The organism is Butyricimonas paravirosa (assembly GCF_032878955.1).
In the GTDB taxonomy this organism is placed as follows: Bacteria; Bacteroidota; Bacteroidia; order Bacteroidales; family Marinifilaceae; genus Butyricimonas; species Butyricimonas paravirosa.
In genome coordinates, this window is record NZ_CP043839.1 from 5,230,458 (window position 1) to 5,253,413 (window position 22,956).

Here is a 22,956-nt window from a genome sequence, read left to right on the forward strand (position 1 = left end):
CACGATAGATTAGCTATCGTGATTTTCCAAAGCTATTATAAAAGTAAGATAATTCAGTTATGGATTTATTTTACCCATACATTCAAAATCTCTCCGATAAACATTTTGTGCATGGCTTTACCGGCCCATTGTTTTCTTAGTTCCGGGTCAGAAATACCGTCAATGTTGATAGTTTGAGAAACCATTTTGCGGCACTCGATAATCATCCAGGCTTCCGAGAATGCCTTGCTACCGGAAGGAGTGGTGATCGGGGTTAACCCGGCCTCTTTTACCTTATTTTTGTCTTTACCGGAATTATGCCCGCAATAATTCAGAGCTTCCCGGTAAGTTTCCGTGTAGAAAGTTAATGTATAGGTGTCTCCTTTATCCATGATATCATAAGTGTAGCGAGCGGGATTGATAAAACAGAATGTCACTGGTTTGTTGTACAGGTTTCCGAGACCTCCCCAGCTTGCCGTCATCGGGTTAAACTGCTGGTCGTTTCCAGCCGTGATTAACATCCAGTCCTCGGATAACATTTTAATAATATTTCCCGGAATCTTGTCGGGAGCGATACGCTTGTAGCCTTGTAAAGCATCTCCCGGGGCGGCAGATATGGTGGCAACGGTTTGCACGGGAGCAACTTGTTGGGTCGTTGTGGTTGTCGTTGTGGCTACGGGGGCATTTTGTGCGCCTAAACTTTTTTGCGCCCCTTCGTTCAAACTTTCAACCAGATCAATGGTTTTGATTCTGAATTTTGCAATCCGGTTGATCAGTTTGGTCTGATCTTTATTCATCGCCTGCTTGTCAGTGATCCATTCTTCGGCGGCCAGACGTTCCCGGCTATCTTCCGGGTAAAGGTAGGTGATATTGGTTACTTCCACGTTGCATTTACCGGGAGTGCAAACAAAATTCATCCGGTAGTTTATTTTTGCCCGGTCCAGAGAAAAAGTCTTATCTGCGAAAACAATGTATTCGTTTCCATAGCAAGCAATTTGTCCCTCTTCCTTGTTCGAATAGGCAACCATTCCCCAATTCCCTTTATCTGTTTTGAAACGGGTATTCGCCCATGCCAGGATAGCATCGAAAATCTGGTCTTTAGAAAGATTCGGAGCATTAATTTCCTGTGAAAAAACAACTTTTCCGTTTACTTCCGGAACGGCTCCGACCATGTATTTGCTTTGATCTTCTTCCTGGGCTAATGCCAACATGGGAAAAAAGCAAAGAATGAGTAATAAATTCTTCATCATGATATTCAAATTTATGTGTGTTTTAAACTAAACTAATAAAAGATCGCACATCGGCTTTCTCGTGAAGAGTTATGCCGCACTCAAAGTTACAGAAATATTTCATACGTTCTTCGGCTTTTAACGAGAATTTGCAAATGTGGTATTGAAGTGCTTATTTTTAATTGTTTACTATACTTCATGTGAAATTTTCAGCCTTTTTTTACAGATTCGATTCTTTGGTATCGAGAGTCGTATATGTGGATTGAGACTGCAGTTGAACCAAATTCTGCCTGGCCGATGTAATGTTAATATTTTTTCTTAATTTAGCCGTCGAATACAATAAATTAAGAGACATGAATAATGAGGTGTTAGAAAGGCTAAAAGAAGAATATGGGGAGGATGACGACCTGATTCAGCTATATGAAGATTGGGGGGATACTCCCTATTTACATGAAATATACCGTATACTGGATGAACATTCATCTGATTGGGTGTTGGAACGTGAATTGGGTAGTTGGGCGGCAGAATTTATTCTGGATATTTTGCAGGAGCATGAAGAGGAATTGGAAGAGATGCCGGAGACCGAACGGGTTGCGTTATTTAAAGATGAGATTGAGGAACGATATGCTGATTTCAAAAGTTGTCATCAGTTTGCCCGGGTAAATAATCTCTCCATGGAGTACGAAGAAGACGAGGATACAGGTTGTGAGACATTGGACGAGTACATCGCAGAGAATGGGGAAGAGATCGGTTTCCCTAAATATTAATCCTCGCTGATCCGAGAGAAAATGGTTTGAATTTTAATTATATTACTCCTGTCATGATGGCAGGAGTAAATTTTTTTATGGTATGTTGCTAGAATAAAAAAAGTGGTAAAAGTTCATTGACTTTTACCACTCTTCCTTTATTATATTGCTAATCCAATCAGATTTCGATCTCGATCAATTTAGCTCCGGCAGTAACGGATTTTCCTTCTTGAGTCAGGATACGTTTTACTTTTCCGGCGTAATCACTTGTAATGTTGTTTTCCATCTTCATGGCTTCCAATACAAGTACGTTTTGTCCTTTACTTACAACATCACCCGGTTTCACGAGGATCTTGAAGATGTTACCCGGCATCGGAGCTTCAACCACTTTTCCGGTAATCGGTTCTTCTTTTTGAACTTCAGCGGTTTGTTGTGTTTGTTCCCCTTTATGCGTGGCCATATAACGGGCTTCTTTCTGTTTTGTCAAGAAGTTTTTGGCGACAGCGGGGAAAAGTTCCATCAAAAGGACTTCTTTCTCGTTCTCGGCCAATTTCACCCCACCGAATTCTGTTAACACGGGATTTTCCTGCATTTGATATTTTGACGTATCATACGGGGTCTCTTCACGGGTTCCGGCAATTTTCAGACGGAATTCCGGATCAACAGGTACCGGAGTCTTTCCGTATTCACCTTTTACCAAAGCCACGAATTGATTAGATACGTTAGAATACATCGGTTTACCATTCTTGATGTCCAAGGCACAGTTCACGGCTTGAGCGCCTACAATCTGGCTGGTAGGAGTTACCAAAGGAGGAAGACCGGCAGCTAAACGAACCGTCGGAATTAATTTCATGGCATCTTCCAGAATATCCATTGAGTTCAATTGTTTTAATTGGGCTACCATGTTGGTGTACATACCACCGGGAACCTCGGCTTTCTTCACGAGTTCGTTCGGTTTCGGGAAGTTGAAATAAGCTTCGATTGCATGACAAGCTTCCAACAATGCCTCTTCGTTGTTACTCTTGGCAGCAGCGATAGCGTCATCGAATAATTTGTCAATGTTAGCCGGAAGTGTATCTGTAAGCGGGTTGAACGGATTCGGGAATTGTTTAACAGCATCGTATGCCTCCAATTCTTTACGAATCGTGTACAACTCTTTGTTGATCTTGGCAACAGCTTCCATGTTTACATCCAGTTCGATACCTAATTTCTTACAGAAGATGTAAATCAATTCAATAGCCGGAGCAGCAGGACCACCCGCGAAATTCCAGATATTGGTATCAACGATGTCAACACCGTGTACAATAGCGGAAAGTACGGCACCTAATCCGTAGCCCGGGGTACAGTGAGTATGGAAGTCTACCGGAATCTTCAAATTGCTCTTGAATAACTGCATCATCTCGGAAATACGAGCCGGGTTAATCAAACCACTCATATCCTTGATCGTGATCATGTCAGCTCCGAGAGCCTCCATTTCTTTTGCCTTATTCAAGAAATATTCGTTTGTGAACACGGGTTCGGGATTCTTTTTCCCTTTCAACTTGTCTATCAAACTTAATTTCGGATATTTCGGGTCAATCGTGTAGCAAACAGCGCAATCTGCCATACCACCATATTTTTTCACGTATTTGATGGTAGATTTCACGTTGTTCACATCGTTCAAGGCATCGAAAATACGCATGATTCCTAAACCTGATTCGATAGCGTTTTTACAGAAACCTTCGATAATTTCATCTGTGTAAGGAGCGTAACCGAATAAGTTACGACCTCTGGAGAGGGCGGTCAATTTGGACACATCACCGATAACGGCTTTAATTTTTTCCAAACGATCCCATGGATTTTCGTTCAAATAACGCATTACGGAGTCGGGAACAGCTCCTCCCCATACTTCCATTGCGTAGAACTTGGCATCCTTGTAAAAAGGTAATACGCGGTCCACTTGATTTTGGTTCATTCGGGTCGCAAATGAAGATTGTTGACCATCTCTAAGTGTTAGATCTCTAATTAGTAATTTTCGTGCCATGTTTTATAAGAATTAATTGTTATGTGTTCTTTTAAATTCTGGATCAAATCTATTCAAAAGAAAATAATTTTCCTAATAATATACCTGAAATATCTGAGAAAAACTAACAAATTTTTTGAATCTTCAAAAATATGATTTTAATTTGTAACTTGAGATCGGATGTTTTATCCGTAACTCTGGTGAAATTTAATAAGTACGTCATGGAAAGAATCGCAATATTCCCGGGATCCTTTGATCCGTTCACAATCGGACACGAAGAAATCGTGAAACGTGGATTAAAAATGTTTGATAAAATCGTTATTGCCGTGGGAATTAATGCGGTTAAAAAAGAGTTCTTGGACGTGGATACCCGGATTGCCATTATTCGTAAAGTTTTCGAAGATGTAGATAATGTCATTGTCATGAGTTATTCCGGTTTGACTGTAGATTTTTGCGAGCAAATGGGCGCTAATTTCATTATTCGTGGTTTACGTACTGCCGCTGACTTCGAGTACGAACGTGCTGTCGGTCAGGCAAACAAAGCGATGGATTCTTCCGTGGAAACTGTTTTCCTTTTAACTTCTCCCGAACATACTTTTATCAGTTCGACCATCGTGCGCGATATATTCATGAATGGAGGGAATGCCAATAAATTTTTACCAACAAACGTAACAATAGAAGATTTACGTCAATAAAAGAGAGAATTTGAAACATTTTAGTGTGTTTTTCCATATATATATGAAGAGTATTAATAGATATTAGTACTGGGAAATTGTTTTATCTTTTGGAGAATAAGAATGTAGTAGTCAAGTGGTGTGAAATATAAATAAACGATCAATTAATGATGTTCAGAGATTACTTTCTTATCGTTAAGACAAATTTCAAACGTATTAATAATTAGCCATTAAAAAAATAGCATCTTTTACAAGTGTCAAAAAATAATGTAAATTTGTATTTCAATAATTGATCGTTTGTTGAGGGTATATATTATTAAAAATGAAGTTTACATAAATGAAGTTAGGGGTGTAATGGATGGACGAGTTAGATAAAATATTGCAACTCTTGAAAAAAGGAGATCGACGAGGGTTAGAACTATTGTTCCACCATTTTTATAAGCCATTGGTATTTTATGCCATGAATTTTCTTGCGCAACAAGAGGAGGCTGAGGATGCCGTACAAGAAGTTTTTATTAAGTTTTGGGAGGGAAAGCGTTTTCACGCTATAAAAAATAGCCTGCGTCCTTACTTGTATCAATCCGTGCGTAACTATTGTTTGAATTTGTTGGAAGGAAAAAAAGTGGTTCTTACGGAACCTATCAACTCGGGCATGGATATGGCAGAGAATGAATATTTGGATGAGTCGGAATGGAATACCCGTATTGATCAATTATATAAAGCGGTAGATCGTTTACCCGATCGGACGCGGGAAGTTTTTAAAAGAATCGTGCTGGACGGGAAACGGCATAAAGAAGTAGCAGAAGAATTTGAAATTTCTGTAACTACGGTAAAAACTCTTTTGGCGAGAGCATTAGCGGCTTTGCGAGCCGAGTTAAGCGAAAAAACATATTCGATATTGTTACTCTTCGTATAATTTTTTTGATTTTTTCTTCGAATTCTTGTCATCTATTTTTTCTTTTCTCCTGTCATAAGTATAGAACCAATGGAGAATAAATCATCATGTTACCAGAAAATATAGTACAATTAGCTTTGAAATCTCGTAAAGAGGGATTGACTGTAAAAGAACGGGAGTTTTTGGATCAGTGGCTTTTGGAGAACGTGGAATTGCAGGAAGAATTTCACCAGTTGGTAGAGTGTGGTTCCGTGGTACAGGCTGCTCGTTTGTTTGAGGATATTCAGATTAGAGATGCTTGGCAAAATATGGAACAAAAACTTTCTTCCCGACCGGGTTGGAGAAAACGTCATTTGACTATTCGTTGGAGTGTCGCTGCAACGGTAGTGATTATGTTGACTGCGGGATGGTTTTTGTTTAGACAATCACCTGTAAGAACCGAGCCGGAGAAGTTAGCGCAAATAACCCCGGGGAGTTTGAAAGCCGTCTGGGTTTTAGAAGGTGGAGAGAAGTATGAGTTAAGCGAAAGCCTGGGACGTGATATCACGAACAGCGGGGGTGCCACGATTGGTAAGGACTCTTTGAATACCCTGGTAATTCAAGGGGGTAACAGCGAGCAAAGGAGTACCGTGAGGGTCCCGGAAGGGGGAGAATACCGGGTGGTCTTGAGTGATGGAACGAAAGTATGGATTAACTCGGGGAGTGAATTGACATTCCCGATGAACTTTGAAAAAGGAGAACGGGTGGTTGAATTAAAAGGAGAGGCTTATTTCGATGTTACTAAAAGTAAAGAATGGCCTTTTATCGTGCGTACTTGTCGCTCCAGCGTGAAAGTATTGGGAACCTCTTTCAATGTTTGCAGTTATGAAGAAGACTCTCTTGAACAGGTAACCCTGGAACAAGGTGGCGTGGAAGTGAAACATCACGACGAGACCTACCTTTTGCATCCGGGAGAGCAGTTCGAATTAGACACGACAAATGAAGAGATTGAAGTGAAACCTGTAAACGTGAAACTATATACCTCATGGATTGACGGAATGTTCCGTTTCCATAATATGCCGTTGGACTTATTGACGGTGAAATTGGAACGTTGGTATGATGTACATTTTGTTTTCTCGAATGAAGTTTGTAAAAATTATCGTTTCACCGGGGCAATCCGTAAAGACGTGGACTTTAACGAATTTATCCGTCTGATAGAACGGACGACAAATGTGAAATTTATTATAAATCAGAAGGATATAATAATACAAGAAAAATAAAAAGCAGGAAGTACGGCCATACTCCCCGCTTTGTTTAAATAAGATTCATGCTTTTTTTCAAGAGCATGAGAGTACTAATTTCAAATACAAAAGTATGAAAAAAAAGAGAAACACTTGGTATCGCTACGGGAAAATACCATGTAAAAAAAGTTTATGTATCATGAGATTAACATTACTACTTATGATCGGTTTTGTGTTTCAGCTATCAGCAACGGGTGTGGCACAAAGCGTGAAGATCGAAAAACAGCACCAGACCTTGGAAACTGTATTTGAACAAGTCGAATCACAGACCGGTTTGTTGATCATGTTCAGTAATAACGAATTAGATGTGAATCGTAAAATAACTCTTGATGTTCGTAAATATACTTTGAATGAATTATTTCGTAAGGTGTTGGAAGGTACGAACATGGATTTCGACTTGGAACAGAATTACGTGATAATCCGTCCGGCCCGTCCGGTTGCCGTGCGGGACAGTGTGGTAAAAACGAATAAAATAAAAGGTGTCATCGTGGATGCTCACGGGGAACCTCTTCCGGGAGTAACCGTTGTGGCCAAACGGGGAGAAATTCTGGTGACGGGAGCGGCTTCCGACGGGAGCGGTAAGTTCGAGATCGTGGTTCCTGCAGATATACGTGACTTGACGTTTACTTTTGTAGGGTATAAAACGGCCATTGTTCCGGTAGAATTGGATAAGGAAATGACCATACGTATGGAAGAAGAAGTGAGCGAGGTGGATGAGGTTGTTGTGACCGGTTATTTCACGAAATCAAAGTCCAGTTACACGGGAGCCGTGAAGAGCGTGACTGCCGAGCAGTTGAAAACCATCTCCGGTACGAACGTGGTTGCCGCTTTGGCAGCCTTAACGCCCGGTTTGAATCTGGTAGAAAGAAGTGAGTTAGGGTCTAACCCGAATCACGTTCCGGAATTATTATTACGCGGTATGAGTTCTTTCTCTGATGGGACGACCCAAGTGAATCAACCGACGATCGTGCTGGATGGAGTTGAAATCAGTATGCAGGAATTGTACGATTTGGATATTAACGAGATCGAAAATATCACGGTGTTAAAAGATGCATCGGCAACGGCTCTTTACGGGTCTCGTGCTGCCAGTGGAGTTATCGTGGTGGAAAGAAAGAAACTGACGGAAGGCAGTATGCGAGTAGCCTATAATTTTACGGGTAACGTGCAATTCCCTTATTTGAAAGATTATGATATGCTGAATGCGGCCCAGAAATTGGAATACGAGCGTTTAGCAGGCTTGTACACGTCGGAAGTAAAAAAAGATGCTTGGGGAAATATCACGAATGAAGGAGAGCAATATGCGTTAGATAAATTATATAACGAGCGTTATCAAGAAGTGCAGCGGGGAGTAGACACCGATTGGTTGTCACAACCTGCCAGAACGGCTTTTTCTCACGACCACTCTTTGCGTTTGTATGGTGGAGCCTCCAATATTCGTTATGAACTGTCCGGACGTTTCAATAACGTGCAGGGAGTTATGAAAGAGGACTACCGTCGTCGTTATAACTTGGGGTTCAAATTGGAATATCACGTGCAGAACAAGTTGACGATGGCGAATCGTACCACTTATAGCGAGGTGAATTACAAGCAATCACCTTACGGTGCTTTTTCTAAATACGTGGAAATGAATCCTTATGACCGGATTTATGACCAGTACGGGGAATATAATAAAAATCTTTCTTGGAACTTGGACAATCCTTTGTATGAGGCGAGCTTGGGTAATTATGATATTTCAAAGGATAAATCCATCTCGAATACCACGGATTTTCGTTGGGAAATCAACAAAATGTTCCGTTTGTCGGGAAACTTTAATATCACGGTAACAGATTCTAATAACGAGGTGTTTAAATCTCCCGATTCTCAAGATTTTAAAGACGAGACAGAACTTTCTAAAAAAGGTTCTTTGACCCAGAAAAATGGTAGTGGCGTGTCATACGCCGGAACCTTGACAGGGGCATTTAACCTGATGACCGATAATAACAGTTTGTATAGTGTGAATGCGGGTGTGGAAATCCGGAAGGAAACCAGCGAGTCCTCCACCATGACAGGAGTGGGCTTTTATGATGACGCGTTGAATTTCATGGGGCAGGCCGCTGGTTATTCGGATCAAAAACCGACGGGAACACAGGCCGTCAGTACGGAATTGGGATTTTTCGTGAATGGAAACTATATGTATAACAATCGTTATTATGCTGACGTGGTATACCGTGTGACCGGATCGTCGAAATTTGGGGCAAACAACCGTTACGGTAGTTTCTGGTCTGCCGGGTTAGGATGGAACATACATAACGAAAGTTTCATTACTTCAAGTAAGATTGATATTCTGAAAATCCGGGGTAGCTTGGGATACACGGGTAAGGTGAATTTCTCTCCTTTCCAAGCAATGACCATGTATCAATATTCCGGTGATCTGGAATATTTGAACGGTATCGGAGCTATCCCGCAGGGAATCGGTAATAAAGATTTAGGTTGGGAACGGGAACTTTCCTATAACGTGGGAACAGACATCAGTCTTTTTAATCGTCGATTGAATTTCACGTTTGATGTTTACTTGAAAAAGACAACCGACTTGGTATTGGATGCCTCTCGTGCGCCGTCTACCGGAACAACTTCTGCCAAAGAAAATATCGGGGAGATGGAAAACAAGGGACTGGAATTCCAGGTGGATGGTATGCTCGTGCAGAGAAATGATTTTTACTGGCAGGTTGCGGCTACCGGAAGTATGAACCGGAACCGGATCTTGAAAATAAACAGCGCCTTGAAGAAAGCGAATGAAGATGCTAACAAGGTAGATTCGAAGACCCCGCTGGCACAATATGAGGAAGGTGAATCTACCTCGGCATTGAAAGTGGTTAAATCAGCGGGAATTGATCCGGCGACAGGACAGGAAGTATTTATTAAATTGAACGGGGAGAGAACCTTCGAGTACTCCGCGGATGATAAATTCGTGATCGGGGATACTGAACCGAGATTCCGGGGAACCGTTTCAACTAATTTGTTTTACAAGGGATTCAGCTTGTATCTGTTAGGTCGGTATGAATGTGGTGCTTACTTGTATAACACGACTCGTGCCACGAAAGTGGAGGGTGCGGACCCGAAAAAGAATGCAGATAAACGAGTTTTCAGCAGTCGTTGGAAAAATCCGGGCGATATTGCTTTCTACAAGGACATCGCAGATTCTGAAGGATGGGGGTCGAACCCGAAACATACAGACCGTTTCGTGGAAAAAGAAAATGTGTTCACGCTGGGAACCGTGAATTTCGGTTACGAATTCAGACCGAACATTTGTTCCAAGATTGGGGTACGAAATTTACGTGTCGGAGTGAACTTGACGGACATCGTGCGTTGGTCAAACGTGAAAATAGAACGGGGAACCACTTATCTATATAGTAACGGGTTTGAATTCACGCTTAGTACAACATTTTAAAAGGAAAGATTATGAAGATAGGATTTAAAAATATAATGGTACTTTTAGCCTTACTCCTTGGGGGAAGTTCCTGTGACAGTTTTTTGGACGTGCAACCTAAAGGTGAGGTACTGGAAGGTGATTTACTGAAAGATGCGAAGGGATTTGAGAATGCCCTTTACGGGGTCTATGCCAAGATGGGGGCAACTAACTTGTACGGGCAGAATCTGAGTTATTCCGCCTTGGATTTGATGGCTCAATATTATACCTCTACAAATAACGAAGAGGTTGAACCACTTATAAAATATGACTATAAGAATACGAAAGCGGAAGATCTTTTTTATAATATCTGGTGTGATATGTATTCCAATATCGCCTATGCGAATAACGTGTTGGAACATCTGGACAAATTCTCCCCTTCGGATATGCAATTTTACAATATCTATAAAGGAGAGGCTTTGGGGCTGCGTGCCTTCATGCATTTTGACCTGTTGCGTATTTTCAGCGAGCAAATCACGGAGAACGAAAGTGCTGACGGGATTCCTTATTCAACCCGGTTCTCCTTGTTTGCCCCGGACATTCTGAAATCTAAAGACGTGTACAAGCGGATTATTTCTGATTTGAGGTCGGCAGAGCAATTATTGGATGACGAGGAACTGTATGCGTCAGTCTCTTCGAACGCTAATTTCTTGAAAGACCAGAATATCCATTTTAACTTGCAGGCCGTGCAAGCGACTCTGGCAAGGGTTTACTTGACGGAAGGAACACTCGATAGTGCCTTGTATTACGCGCAGCAAGTGATACAAGCTCCCGGTCTTTCCCTGTTGGATTACACGGATATTGCCGGAGATCTGGCGGGAAAATTGTCATCCAAGGAAACGGTATTCGGAATTTATTCAAAGAATTTTGCCGAACCGGTGATTAAGATATTGCACAACTCCCAGTCTGCGTATTCTTTCGAAATGCGTTATAATATTCAACAATTATACCAGATTGACGGGGCCGGGAATGATTACCGCTGGGGTGCATGGTACACGTATAACAACACGGGAAAATACTGGAAACTGGATAAACTGACAGATACTTACGTGCTGAATAACACGGAATATAACCGTCCGGCAGGTGAGATCCGCGGAATCAACATGATACGCTTACCCGAAATGTATTATATCGCGGCCGAGAGTGCCTTGAAGTTGGGTAATTACGATCAAGCTCTTGATTATTTTAACGAGTTGTTGGAAAGTCGGGGATTAGTTGCTTTAGACGATAGACTTCCGGCTGAAACCTTGACCGTTGACAAAATCACGGATGATCGATATAAAGAATTTGTCGGGGAAGGACAATCCTTCTACCACATGAAACGATTGAACCTGAATATTCTTAATGTCGAGGGACAGACCGTAACTGCCGACAAGAAAATTTACGTGGTGGACATCCCGTCACAAGAGTTCGAATTTAGAAGATGAAATGGTAAATAGAAAACATATGAGAAACATAACATATATATTCACCGGTTGCCTGTTCGTGATATTCGGCATGGGATTGATCTCCTGCAATGAACAGGATTACAAGTTGTTCGATTCTTCCCGTACGGGAATTTACTTCACGGAAGACAGCGTGGTATATTCTTTCGGGGTGACGAAACTGGAAGTTACTTCCTACGAGATGAAACTCCCCATGAAAATCATGGGGGCTCCGGTTAAAGAAGTGCGTTCTTTCAAGGTGGAAGTCGTGGCAGCCAAGACCACGGCAGAGGCAGGTGTACACTATACCTTGCCAACCGAATTGATTATCGAACCGGATTCCGTGAATGGTGTGTTACCGGTAACGGTATTGCGTGAACATTTGGGAAGTGACGGGTATTGGCAGGTGGCTTTCCGTTTACTGGCAACGGATGATTTTGAACCGGAGACAGAGGTCGGAACCGTGTCTATCGCTTCTTTCAATAATGTCGTGGAACCTCCGCAATGGAAAGATTGGTCAGGTAAGGTCACGTGGCCGGATTATAAATTGGGGGTATGGGATCCCGTGAAATGGGTTAAATTCATGGAATATTTTCGGGCAATGGAAGAGACCGTTCCGGCTACTTACAAAGGAATGGTGGATATGTACGGGCCGAATCTGGAAAATGTACAATACGGGTGGATGGACGAGTATAATTACGCCGCGACCAAGTACATACTGACCCCGATGTATGACTTCTTTGCCGCGAACCCGGAATTATTGCAAAGCGGGAAAAATGATATTCCGAAACCGTATTGATGAAATGAATTATTCATGTAGTAAAAACAGATTATTATGAAGTGGAAATATCTATATATATGGCTAATAGGCTTATTGGCAATCGGTTGTTTTGATGATGACACGACTGTTGACACGGTTCGGATCTCCGAGATCGCCATTGATACCAATAGTTTACAGAAAGAGTATAACAGGGACAAAAATCAAACTCTGGTGATTGACATCACTCCTTATGTGACCCAGAAGGAAAAAGACCTTCCGTTGACGTTCCAGTGGGACATGGATTACAAGTTTTATTCGGATTCGTCCGTCCTGTACGTGGACTGTCAGGATTTGGGAACCTTCCCGATGCGGGTGAAAGTGAGTAACGAGCATAGTAGTGCGTTCTACGAGTTCAAGTTGCATATAAATTCTCCTTATGAAGAAGGAATTACGGTGTTAAGTGAAAGCGGCGACGGGACGGGAATGCTCTCTTTCATGCGTCAGATGGCAGACGGAATCATGGGAAATTTTGAAACGCATTGTTTGACAATGAATAATCCCGGAGAAGTATTCCCGAAATCTCCCACGGACATGGCAAAAAGATTATCTCAGTTGTTTATCAGTTATAAAAATGATCCTTCCGTTTACGTGATCAATGCCAAAACGTTTGAATTGGAGAATATCGTGAAGGCTCCCGAGTTTTCGGATTTCCTTCCCGTGGCTATGATGTTACCGGATAATGCGGCTCGTACGGCAGTTGCCATATCTGAGAATGGCAAGGTTTATAATCTGGCCAGTATGGAAGGTTTGATCCTTACCCATACCACGTTGACCTCGACTTATTCCTCTGTTCAACACAGTTACTTCGGGGGATATAATCCCTATTATTACCTGTGGGATGTGAATCAGCATACGATTTGTTATTACAATGGCTATACGGCTAATTATTGTCAAGAATTCGGACCGATCTGGAACGGGGCACATGAGGTGATCGCTATTTTTGAAAACGAAAAAAAATCATCTTTTACCGTGTTGACCGAATTGAATGGAGAGATATGGAAAACTTCTTTGAGTAATACAATTTATAAGCTTAACGAGAATTATCAAAAAATTGGTGTTGATTATCGTGATGTACAACGAGTGATTGCTAATCCGGTACTTAAGAAAGAAGACCCGAAAGTTGCCAGTTCTTCTTACCAGTGTTTGTTCTATGCACAGGGTAACAAGATTTATCGCTGGTACTATTCGTCCACTTCATTCCCGACAGAATCGTGGACAGTGATTGACGATATCTCGAATGCAGAGATCACGACGATGGCGATCAGTCCGGATGAATCCCAGATATACGTGGGGGCTTACCGCTCGAATGAATCCGGAGAGAACGGGTATATCTATATCTACGATACGAGAACGGGTCAGTTGATCGATTCTTATAAAAACGTAGCCTACAAGCCAGTCAAAATAATGTATAAAGTAAAATGAAACATATAATCAGTATCCTCCTTTTGCTTGCAGCTATCGGTTGCAAGCAAAAAGGACCCACTGAGATCACCGGATCGGTGGATCGAGGTGAATACTCGGGGTTTCAATTGTTTATTGTTGATGGGGATAAGAGGGATTCTTTGTTGGTTGATAGCCAAACAGGACTTTTTTCGCTTCAACTGGATGGTGATGCTCCTCGGATGGTAACCTTGATGGGAGTTGTGGGAACCGAGCAAAACAAGTGGCCGTTTGAACAGGCGTTGCATATTGAACCGGGCGGAAAAGTAAAGCTTGATATTCGATTTAAGAGTAGACGGGCGAAAATCGAGGTTGATAAGAAGGACCGGAACAATGCGGCATTGATAACTTATAATTGTTTTTACCTGGATAAAAGTCGGTCTATATGGGAAAATCCACCCGTGGCGAATGAATTGAAAAATAGCATGAGTGAAATTTATACTCGTGTAAATGACGTGATGGAAGAATTTCGCCCTGCGAATATGGTGGAAAACTATCTACGGATACAGGCATATTTATCTTTTATGCAGGCTTTGGATGGCGTGACTTACATGTACTCCCGTAACGGAGAAACGTTACCCGATGGAATGGATGAATTTTTACCCCCAGTTTACGAAATCTTGGATAATCCGATCGCCTTGTTTTTTTATAACACAAATACTTTCGTATTCAATTACCTGAAAAGGGAACGGGAGACTCCGGAGGAACAACTTCAACTATTGAAAGAACGTTTTACCGTTCCGTCTATAGTGGCCTCTGTAAGTCGGCTGATTGTGCAAAATTTCGTGACAAACTATAATTACAAAAATGGTTTTGAAGAAGGCTTGCTGCGTTTGAAAAATATGACAACCGATTTAGGGGATGAAGGGCAAAAATTGGTAAAAGACTTCGAATCCAAAAAGTATTCTATAGAAGGAGCGGTTTTACCCGACGTGACATTGGAAGACGTGGACGGTCATGTTCATAAACTAACGGATTTTCGAGGAAAATATCTTTACATAGACCTGTGGGCCTCGTGGTGTGCCCCGTGTTGTCAGGAAGTTCCCTACTTGCAGAAACTGGAAAAACAATTAAAGAATCCGGCGGTGGAATTTATCAGTATCTCGCTCGATACGAATAAAGAGGCATGGAAGAAAAAGATGAAACAATTAAAGATGCATGGTTATCAATATATCGTGACCGGAGATCAATTCGCCACGATGATGAACATCAAAGGAATACCTCATTTCCTGCTTTATAGTAAAGACGGGACTTTGATGCAGTACAAGGCAGATCGCCCTTCTTCAGGCGATAAAATACGAAATGTGCTGACTCGATTAAAATAAAAAACGGGCTTTTGCCCTGCATGTTCATAAAGTTTGTATTTTTTCTAAAGAAAAAGGGTTCCCAAGGGAACCTTTTTTCACATCAGTGTGACTGAGTAATTGAATATTAAACGAGAGTTTTTTTAATTGCTTACTTAAAAACTGAATCCACTCTGGAAAATGTTGGACTGGCTGTAAGGAACTAAATTCCCGGAGAAAGTCAACTCTCTTCCATTTGTGTTTGAGCTTACGGTTACTGTCGAGTAATTACTCCCGTAGCCGAGGCGAACGGTAACTTGAGCGAATAAAGCGGCGCCCATCACGTTGAACGTGTAAGTGATATTTCCGTTTTTGTCAACTCTTTCGTTAATGCTGGAAGGCCAGCCGGTGAGCGTGATTCCACCTAAACCGTTCGGTCCGGGATTAAATCCGTTGAATGCCAATTGCAATGAAACCTGATTGTTGTCCATGGCCACGAAGTTCAAATTGTTCGTTACGGGAATAGCTGCCCCGAAATTGTTAAACAATGTGTTGGCCTGTAATACCCAACTGTTACTTTTAAGTGCTTTAACCGCATCTTGGTAGGCGATCATGTTTTGTTGCTCGCGAACCATTCTGTTGTGCATCCTCATGCATTCCCTGTGAGCCTTTCTTTTAGCCCGTAGTTCTTTTTTTGTTTGTGCTTGCATTGCAAAATCACTGAACAGGAATGTAGTCATTGCCAATAAAAAAATAATTTTTTTCATAGCGTCTCTTTTTTATTTTATTCTGATTAGTTTAGTTTACGAATTGACATATCCCCTCACCATCTTCTGCTAGTCCTTGAAAGAATGACTAATAGAATATTCAAATTCTATGGCGTATACGTCACGAAATCGGGCAGGGTTATCCTTATGTCTTTAAAAAAGATTAATTTTATAAAGTGGGTCTTACAGGAAGGTTATATCGTTACTACTCTTCACTATTCAATACACCCAAGGTAGGAGAGGACTTTTGACCGTCTGCGGTGGTTGCGAAACCATAAATTACCAGATGATGGGAATCCCAATCTTTAGGCAGCTCCCAGGTTGTTTCTCCGGCCTCGGCTCTGGTTCCCAATATCACTTTCCGGCTCCGCCCCATCTGGGTTTCATAGATAGCCCCGTGTAAACAATCGTTTTTATACATATAAGGCATTAACGGCTGTTTTTTCCACCGGAAGATGATCCGGTGCCCGGCATGGTCAATTTCTGCCTCGATTACCGGTAAAGCCAAGGGACCGTCGGAAATGGCCAGTTGTAGCGGGTCAATCGTTACGTTTAACTCGTCATCGACTTCAACTTTCCCCATATTTAGAGCCAAAAAACGGTTAGATGCCTCCTTTCTTGAAGAGGTGCAGAATCCGGAGGGTAAGATCGGGGTCAGATGGTGTTTGAAGAGCGATATGGTTTTCATGCGAGTTCTTTGCTTTAATTGTTGAAGAGTCTTCGCATCTTTCCGGGAGAAATTTTTCGCTCTTGCCACTTGTTTGTCTTTCAGCTTGTAGCTGGTCACGTTACCCACGGTTCCCGATAGGTTCTCGAATATAGTAGATTCAAAAATTGCCATAATACTTTCGTGTTAAGATTTCGTCACTTGAAAATGAATTCCGGGAGAGAAGTTTTTCAAATCATCCCGTCCGAAGAAACAGTATAGATGTGCAGTTTGCCATTCGCCTTCTGGTAGAGTAACTCGTGCGTAACCATCTTTTCGTAGGGTATTTGTATCTTCCAGTAATACTGGGGTATAAGGTTCGTTGTCAAATATTACGGCTACCATTAACCGATCGGTGGATTGTGCAGTGATCGAGCTGGAGTTATCTGTCCAATGCAGTTCCACGGCATTGGGTTGGGGCTGTTTCATCGTGGTTCCGAAAGGCAATTGTTGGCTACCGTCCGAAAACTCCAGACGGGAATAGTCGATGTAATTGTTCGCCCCGAACAGGTTCATGTTTTTACCTAGGAACCAGTGATACCCTGAACGTTTCTCGTTATACCGGGCTGCTAGATTGCAGATTTCTTTTAACAGGCTACCTTCCAGAGCTTTATACATGGTTTGCGCTCCCGGAAGTTTTGCCCGTTGCATCTGTTGTTTCTCGCTTTTAGGATTGCTTACCTTTTTGGGCCTTTTCCGGATAAACGTTTCGTTTCCCACCCGGTAAATGATGTATTTATCCAGCTTTCCCGACATACCGTCCAGTAGAGAGTCTTTCAATGATGCCATACTTTTTTATTTTTCAAGTTCGGTTTATAAACGTGATCAAACCCGGTTCATAAGGTGATTCAATCTTTATTGTAATTTATATATGTATATAAATCGATGTAAAGATAATATATTATATTTATAAAAACAATAAAATAATAACTTATTTTTTATTATAAATAGCGTTGAATAGAAAATGAATGGGAGTTGAATGGGAGTTGATATATTAAAAATACGATAAAAATTCATGTAAAATATCATATATTTTATAGAATAGGGGATTAAATGTTTTAGATCGTGGGAGCTTTGGCGTATCAAGTAGAAAATCCCCGGAATCTATTGGTCCGGGGATTTTAATATGCTGGTTATTCGTGTTTTTTTGGTTGTTGTTCTTTGAAATGAGGGTGAAATTTCTGGTTTAAAATGGGAGTTCTTCTTTTTTTAATCCTGTTAGTAAAAGAATATTTTCGATGGACATACCCATTTCTTTTGCTTGTTTCGCTATCGTCAAAGCCTTCTTTTTTTCTCCTTCCGCTAATCCCTCCGCCTTCCCTTCAATCAGTCCTTCCGCTTTCCCTTCTACCTTTCCTTCTGCCTTCCCTTCTGCTTTTCCTTCAATCCAGCCGGATTGGATCACGCTGCGTTGATATTGTAGGGCGCTCAAATGTGCTTCATAGCTGGCACGTTCTTTGGGACTAAGATTGTCAAGACGTAGTAATTCTCGGGCTTCGGATAATCCGCTAGTCTTTGTGTTGTCGGCAATTTCACCTGTTTTCAAGAAAGCTATCCATTCGTCAAGGGGAGTTTTAGCTAGTTTATCAAATTCGTTGACACGTAGCACGTAGTATTCAGGAAAAAGATCTCCGGCATTCTCTCTGATGAACTGTTCTCGTTGTCGTAAAGATAGTTTAAGTGTATCATGTTTATGAATTCCTTCGAAAGAAGTGTTCCCGTGATATACATAGTCTTCCCCTTGTCCTAGGTCAAAGTACACGATGTTTATGGAGTATACTTTTTTAACTTGCGAGTAGGGTTCTCCTTTCGTGATGTATTCGGTAATAGCCTTTGATACTCCATACAACATACGATGAAAATAGTCCAGCTCCCGGTTGTTCTGTACTTCGATAATAACGAGTTCACCTTTACTGTTTTCAGCCAGCATGTCGACCCTGTTGAATTTATCTTCAGCATGTTGCTGGTTGCCCTCGCTTTCCAGCATACGATCAATTTTGATACGTTCTCCCAGTAACGTGGAGAGGAATCCCTCGAGAATCACGAAGTTTGATTTTTGTCTTAACAATCGTTTGGTTGCCCAGTCGAATCGTACATAATTTTCTCGTGCCATGGCAGATAAGTATTTTATTTGAATATATGACAAATATACGCATAATTGTGACACGAAAGGTCACGGGCGAGTGATAATTTTTTTGATAGAGCTATTGCGAAACTTAGGACGTAATTATAGCAAAGAAGAGGGAAAATCCCAAGATCCCCTCTTCTGTTTTCCCGTAAGCATATTTTATTTGTGCTTTTTGTTTTTTAGAGGTGTTTCGTGTATCGTTTCTTCGACTAAATAAGACGGAACATCTTTTTTGTTCTTGCTTTTCTTCGGTTTTTTGTTTCCGGCTGCACCCATGATAAAATCTCCTATAATTTAAGTGTTAAATATTTAAGTGATTAAATGAGTAGAGATCGGTTATTAAAAAATAGCTGGTCCTATTCACGGGCTGGATTAACAAAGGGTGTGCCAAACGGCCTGTCAGTGACACGAAGAGACGAGTTGGCGGTTTCGGATGTCGGATTGGCAGGATACGAGAATGAAATATTTGAATGTTATTATTTTGGTATAGTTTCATATTTTTATTTTTTGCCCTATATTTGCCAACGTTTAACGTGGGGCATATGTTTACTATATTGGATAAAAAACGTTATTTCGAACAATTGTTCCGGGAAAATTATACCCGGTTGTATTATTATGCCCTTAGTTTTCTGAATGATAGCGAACTTGCTAGAGATGTGGTGAGTAATGTGTTTGAGGCCGTGTGGGTGGGACGGGATCGGTTGGAATTTTCCAGTTCTCTGGTTCCTTTTGTATATCGGCTCGTTCGTAATGTTGGGGTGAGTTGAGCAGCGGAAGCGGTTGTGTCGCTTTGGTATATATAAAGAAATAAGGTTCATCCATGCTACTTGTTTTGTGTATGAGTGAGTAGTGAACGGGCCGGGTTTGTGAGAACCCGGTCTTTTTTTAGCTGATCTTTTCCTTTATCTTTGCCTGCATAAAATAGATTGACATGAAACATAACTGGAAACCGGGAAATATGATTTATCCTTTACCTGCCGTGTTGGTGAGTTGCGGGTGTGAACCGAGTGAATATAACGTGCTGACGGTGGCATGGGTGGGAACGTTGTGTACGAATCCACCGATGTGTTATATTTCGGTGCGGCCGGAACGATATTCGTACCCGATTATTCAGAAGAACGGGGAGTTCGTGATAAACTTGACCACGAAGGATATGGCGTATGCCACGGATTGGTGTGGGGTACGTTCCGGGAAGGATTATAATAAATTTGAAGAGATGAAGTTGACTCCGGGAAAGGCAGAGGTGGTGAAGGCCCCGATTATTGAGGAGTCTCCGGTGTCGATCGAGTGCCGGGTGAAGGAGATCATTCCTTTGGGGTCACATCACGTGTTCATTGCTGACGTGGTGAACGTGCAGGCGGACGATCGTTATCTGGATAAGGATAGCGGGAAGTTTGAGTTGGCGAATGCTGATCCTTTGGTATATCTGCATGGTGGATATTTTGAGTTGGGAGAAAAAATTGGTAAATTCGGGTGGTCTGTGGAGAAGAAAAGGAAAAAGAAATAATCATTTAAAATTACCGCATGATGAAAAAGACGGTTTTGTTGCTCGTGTTATTTTTAGGAACATTGGCTTTGGGGATGGCTCAAAGTAAAGAAAACGATTTTTTGGATCAGCCTTATATCGAGGTAACAGGGACGGCCATGATGGAAGTGGTTCCGGATGAAATTTACGTGAAAATCATATTGAGGGAAAAGGATCAAAGGGGGAAGACGGAGTTGGAGCAACAGGAGAAAAAGTTGTTCCAAACGTTGCAAAAAGTAGGGATTGATGTGAAGAAGGATTTAGCCGTGAGGAATATGGCTGGGAATCGCTATAAATTGAAAAGCGGGGCTATGAAGTTGAGAAAAGAGTACGTTTTGTTGTTGCATGATGTTAATACGCTGGATCGTGTTTTTGCGGGATTGGAACAGATGGGTGGCGTGGAGGCCGAAGTGGAACGGGTGGATCATTCACAGATTGAGAAATTGCGTCGGGAGGTTAAGGAGGATGCGATAAAGGTGGCAAAGGAAAAAGCAATGGGCTTAGCCGCGGCGATCGGTCAGAGTATAAAAGAGGCTATTTATATCAGGGAAGAGCATTGGGGAGGGATGGCTGCCCAATATATGTCGAACGTGGCTCTTGATGCCGGTCGGGGAAGTGCCGATGCCGGAGTGGATTTTGAGAAGATCAAGTTACAGGGGACTGTTTTGGTACGGTTTAAGTTGTGGTATAAATAGTGTCTTGATATTTATTTGATAACCCAGAACCCGGTTTTGCGACCTCCTTCACGCTTGATGATTCCAAGAGTTGTTAATTCTTTGATGTGTCTTAGTATTTGACGTTGTGATAGGTTTAGTTGATTGGCTATTTGATTTGTTGTTATTATCGGGTTCTCTTTTATCAGTAAAATAACTTGTTTTTGTTCTTTTGTGACATCTTTTGTGACATCTTTTGTGACATCTTTTGTTGCTGGATAATTTAAATTCCAAAGCGTGATAAAGAAAGAATTTGTTTCAGATTTAAATTGTGGAACGAGTCCATTATTCCTTCTTATTGGTACTTTACAAAGGTAGATTAAATTTTAAGAGGTTGGTTATAAAATTGATAGAAATGGAGAGATACATGAATTAAATTCATTAATAAATGCTCGGAATAATTGTTTCCGTGATGAGTTGTGAAATTCATAATCTCTTTTACCTTTGTAGAAAATATAAAAGAGGAAAGGCATTTTTTAACAAAAATGTTGTAGAAAACGTAGAAGTTGGTAATGGAGATAAAGAATCAACATATAGAAGTAGAAAAGCATCCGTTAGAGCCGTTCTTGCCGGCAAATGCCAAGTTGTTGATGCTGGGAAGTTTTCCACCGCCAAGAGCGAGGTGGTCTATGGAGTTTTATTACCCGAATCTGCAAAATGATATGTGGAGGATATATGGGGTGTTGTTTTTCGGGGATAAAGATTATTTTTTAGAAAAGGGGAAGAAAGCCTTTAGCCGGGAACGGTTAGTCGCTTTTTTGGAAGAAACCGGGGTTGCCTTGTTTGACACGGCGATGGAGGTGATTCGTCAACGGGGAAATGCGTCCGATCAGTTTTTGGAGATTGTTACTCCCGTGGATTTGGATGCCGTGCTGAAACGAATTCCCGAATGTAAGGCGATTGTAACCACGGGACAGAAAGCAACAGATACTTTGCTGGCCTTGGTCGGGGCTGAGGCTCCTAAAGTGGGAGGTTTCAGTGATTTTGAATATAAAGGGAGGGCTTTACGGTTGTACCGGATGCCTTCGTCTTCACGGGCTTACCCGAAGCCTTTAGAGGATAAAGCGGCAGAATATCGGGTGATGTTTCATGATTTAGGAATGTTGTAAGAAGATGAAGACAGTATTGTTGGTAGTGGATATGCAAAATGATTTTTGTTTGCCTTCGGGTTCGCTTTACGTGCCGGGGGCAGAGAAAGACGTGGAGAGGTTAAGTCGGTTGATCAAGGAGAAAATGACTGTTATTGATAAGATTATTCTCACGGCAGATGAACATCACGTGATGGACATCGCTCATCCGTTCTATTGGAAGAACAAGCGGGGAGAGCATCCGGCTCCTTTTACAACTATTTCATGGTGGGAGGTATTGTCGGGAGAGTGGATTCCTTTCGGGGATAGAGAAGAGGTAATTGATTATTTACGTCGATTGATTGAAAACGAGGAATATAAGCATATGATTTGGCCGGAACATTGTCTGTACGGGAGTGAAGGGGCAGCCATAACCCCCGTGTTGATGGAGGCCGTGACGTGCTGGGCCAGAGAAGGAAAGTATTACGAGGTGGTGGAGAAGGGCTTGAATCCTTCAACCGAGTTTTTCGGTGCTTTTCGGGCAAATATTCCTTTGGATTATGCTGCTGATACAAAGTTTAATATGAAACTGAAGGACGAGCTAGAGTCGTATGACGTGATCTGGTTGGCCGGAGAGGCAAAAAGTCACTGTGTGGCAAACACGTTGAGGCAGTTGTTTGATTATCCAGAGGTAGTTCAGCGACTGGTGATACTGGAAGATTGTATGGGTAATATTTCGGGATGCGAGGATTTAGCTATTCCAATTTACGAGAAGGCCGCCCGGATGGGGGCTCGTTTTGAGACGTCGGAATCTTTATTGTTTTCATAAAAAG

At 41.7% G+C, this 22,956-nt stretch carries 21 protein-coding genes; 14 read left to right on the forward strand and 7 right to left on the reverse strand.

Features of this window, described 5'->3' with window-relative positions; genetic code table 11:
* Positions 1-65 precede the first annotated feature (65 nt).
* Positions 66-1,229 (reverse strand): DUF4468 domain-containing protein, encoded by a 1,164-nt coding sequence (locus F1644_RS20970; protein WP_087419831.1) that lies wholly within the window; start codon positions 1,227-1,229, stop codon positions 66-68.
* A gap of 332 nt (positions 1,230-1,561) precedes the next feature.
* Here F1644_RS20970 and F1644_RS20975 point away from each other — a divergent pair, with 332 nt between their 5' ends.
* Complete coding sequence (locus F1644_RS20975; protein ID WP_118305073.1) at positions 1,562-1,975, forward strand: hypothetical protein; 414 nt, start codon at positions 1,562-1,564, stop codon at positions 1,973-1,975.
* Between the two features lie 157 nt (positions 1,976-2,132).
* Here the strand turns inward: F1644_RS20975 and F1644_RS20980 are convergent, their stop codons facing one another.
* Positions 2,133-3,977: a biotin/lipoyl-containing protein gene (locus tag F1644_RS20980; RefSeq protein ID WP_168044372.1), complete on the reverse strand. Its 1,845-nt coding sequence runs from the start codon at positions 3,975-3,977 to the stop codon at positions 2,133-2,135.
* A gap of 200 nt (positions 3,978-4,177) precedes the next feature.
* Here F1644_RS20980 and coaD point away from each other — a divergent pair, with 200 nt between their 5' ends.
* From coaD to F1644_RS21020, 8 genes are all read left to right on the forward strand, one after another.
* Positions 4,178-4,651 carry a pantetheine-phosphate adenylyltransferase gene (gene coaD, locus F1644_RS20985; protein WP_027202944.1) on the forward strand — a complete coding sequence of 158 codons (474 nt, stop codon included), beginning with the start codon at positions 4,178-4,180 and terminating at the stop codon, positions 4,649-4,651.
* 367 nt (positions 4,652-5,018) lie between these two features.
* On the forward strand, positions 5,019-5,546 hold the full coding sequence (locus tag F1644_RS20990; protein ID WP_229782448.1) for a sigma-70 family RNA polymerase sigma factor: 528 nt from the start codon (positions 5,019-5,021) through the stop codon (positions 5,544-5,546).
* Between the two features lie 86 nt (positions 5,547-5,632).
* The gene (locus F1644_RS20995; protein ID WP_118305071.1) at positions 5,633-6,784 is read left to right on the forward strand and encodes a FecR domain-containing protein; all 1,152 of its coding nucleotides are present in this window, start codon (positions 5,633-5,635) and stop codon (positions 6,782-6,784) included.
* Between the two features lie 94 nt (positions 6,785-6,878).
* Positions 6,879-10,232 carry a SusC/RagA family TonB-linked outer membrane protein gene (locus tag F1644_RS21000; RefSeq protein ID WP_118305070.1) on the forward strand — a complete coding sequence of 1,118 codons (3,354 nt, stop codon included), beginning with the start codon at positions 6,879-6,881 and terminating at the stop codon, positions 10,230-10,232.
* A gap of 11 nt (positions 10,233-10,243) precedes the next feature.
* The gene (locus tag F1644_RS21005; protein WP_118305069.1) at positions 10,244-11,677 is read left to right on the forward strand and encodes a RagB/SusD family nutrient uptake outer membrane protein; all 1,434 of its coding nucleotides are present in this window, start codon (positions 10,244-10,246) and stop codon (positions 11,675-11,677) included.
* Between the two features lie 19 nt (positions 11,678-11,696).
* Positions 11,697-12,473, forward strand: coding sequence for a DUF4843 domain-containing protein (locus F1644_RS21010; protein ID WP_158572032.1), 777 nt, complete (start codon positions 11,697-11,699; stop codon positions 12,471-12,473).
* Between the two features lie 36 nt (positions 12,474-12,509).
* The gene (locus tag F1644_RS21015) at positions 12,510-13,916 is read left to right on the forward strand and encodes a YncE family protein (protein WP_118305067.1); all 1,407 of its coding nucleotides are present in this window, start codon (positions 12,510-12,512) and stop codon (positions 13,914-13,916) included.
* A complete protein-coding gene (locus F1644_RS21020) occupies positions 13,913-15,259 on the forward strand; it encodes a TlpA family protein disulfide reductase (RefSeq protein WP_118305066.1) in 1,347 nt (448 codons plus the stop codon). The genes F1644_RS21015 and F1644_RS21020 overlap by 4 nt, the downstream gene beginning before the upstream one ends.
* A 134-nt stretch (positions 15,260-15,393) precedes the next feature.
* On the opposite strand, the gene F1644_RS21025 is transcribed toward F1644_RS21020, so the two are convergent.
* The 4 genes from F1644_RS21025 to F1644_RS21040 form a co-directional block, all read right to left on the reverse strand.
* A complete protein-coding gene (locus F1644_RS21025) occupies positions 15,394-15,984 on the reverse strand; it encodes a DUF4251 domain-containing protein (protein WP_087419841.1) in 591 nt (196 codons plus the stop codon).
* 205 nt (positions 15,985-16,189) lie between these two features.
* The gene (locus tag F1644_RS21030) at positions 16,190-16,825 is read right to left on the reverse strand and encodes a hypothetical protein (protein WP_118305065.1); all 636 of its coding nucleotides are present in this window, start codon (positions 16,823-16,825) and stop codon (positions 16,190-16,192) included.
* A gap of 12 nt (positions 16,826-16,837) precedes the next feature.
* On the reverse strand, positions 16,838-17,479 hold the full coding sequence (locus tag F1644_RS21035; protein ID WP_118305064.1) for a DUF6266 family protein: 642 nt from the start codon (positions 17,477-17,479) through the stop codon (positions 16,838-16,840).
* Between the two features lie 397 nt (positions 17,480-17,876).
* The gene (locus tag F1644_RS21040) at positions 17,877-18,803 is read right to left on the reverse strand and encodes an Rpn family recombination-promoting nuclease/putative transposase (RefSeq protein WP_168044374.1); all 927 of its coding nucleotides are present in this window, start codon (positions 18,801-18,803) and stop codon (positions 17,877-17,879) included.
* A 557-nt stretch (positions 18,804-19,360) separates the two neighbouring features.
* Here F1644_RS21040 and F1644_RS21045 point away from each other — a divergent pair.
* The 3 genes from F1644_RS21045 (at position 19,361) to F1644_RS21055 (ending at position 21,038) form a co-directional block, all read left to right on the forward strand.
* Positions 19,361-19,585, forward strand: a complete 225-nt coding sequence (locus tag F1644_RS21045; RefSeq protein WP_158572031.1) for a sigma factor — start codon at positions 19,361-19,363, stop codon at positions 19,583-19,585.
* A gap of 164 nt (positions 19,586-19,749) precedes the next feature.
* Complete coding sequence (locus F1644_RS21050) at positions 19,750-20,325, forward strand: flavin reductase family protein (protein ID WP_118305061.1); 576 nt, start codon at positions 19,750-19,752, stop codon at positions 20,323-20,325.
* A 20-nt stretch (positions 20,326-20,345) separates the two neighbouring features.
* Positions 20,346-21,038, forward strand: coding sequence for an SIMPL domain-containing protein (locus tag F1644_RS21055; RefSeq protein WP_158572030.1), 693 nt, complete (start codon positions 20,346-20,348; stop codon positions 21,036-21,038).
* An 11-nt stretch (positions 21,039-21,049) separates the two neighbouring features.
* Here F1644_RS21055 and F1644_RS22770 read toward each other — a convergent pair whose 3' ends face one another.
* The gene (locus tag F1644_RS22770; RefSeq protein ID WP_118305102.1) at positions 21,050-21,376 is read right to left on the reverse strand and encodes a winged helix-turn-helix transcriptional regulator; all 327 of its coding nucleotides are present in this window, start codon (positions 21,374-21,376) and stop codon (positions 21,050-21,052) included.
* A gap of 192 nt (positions 21,377-21,568) precedes the next feature.
* Here F1644_RS22770 and F1644_RS21060 point away from each other — a divergent pair, with 192 nt between their 5' ends.
* Together F1644_RS21060 and F1644_RS21065 are read left to right on the forward strand one after the other, a co-directional pair.
* Positions 21,569-22,165, forward strand: coding sequence for a uracil-DNA glycosylase family protein (locus tag F1644_RS21060; protein ID WP_118305059.1), 597 nt, complete (start codon positions 21,569-21,571; stop codon positions 22,163-22,165).
* A gap of 4 nt (positions 22,166-22,169) precedes the next feature.
* Positions 22,170-22,952, forward strand: a complete 783-nt coding sequence (locus F1644_RS21065; protein WP_087419856.1) for an isochorismatase family protein — start codon at positions 22,170-22,172, stop codon at positions 22,950-22,952.
* The last annotated feature ends 4 nt before the right edge of the window (positions 22,953-22,956 follow it).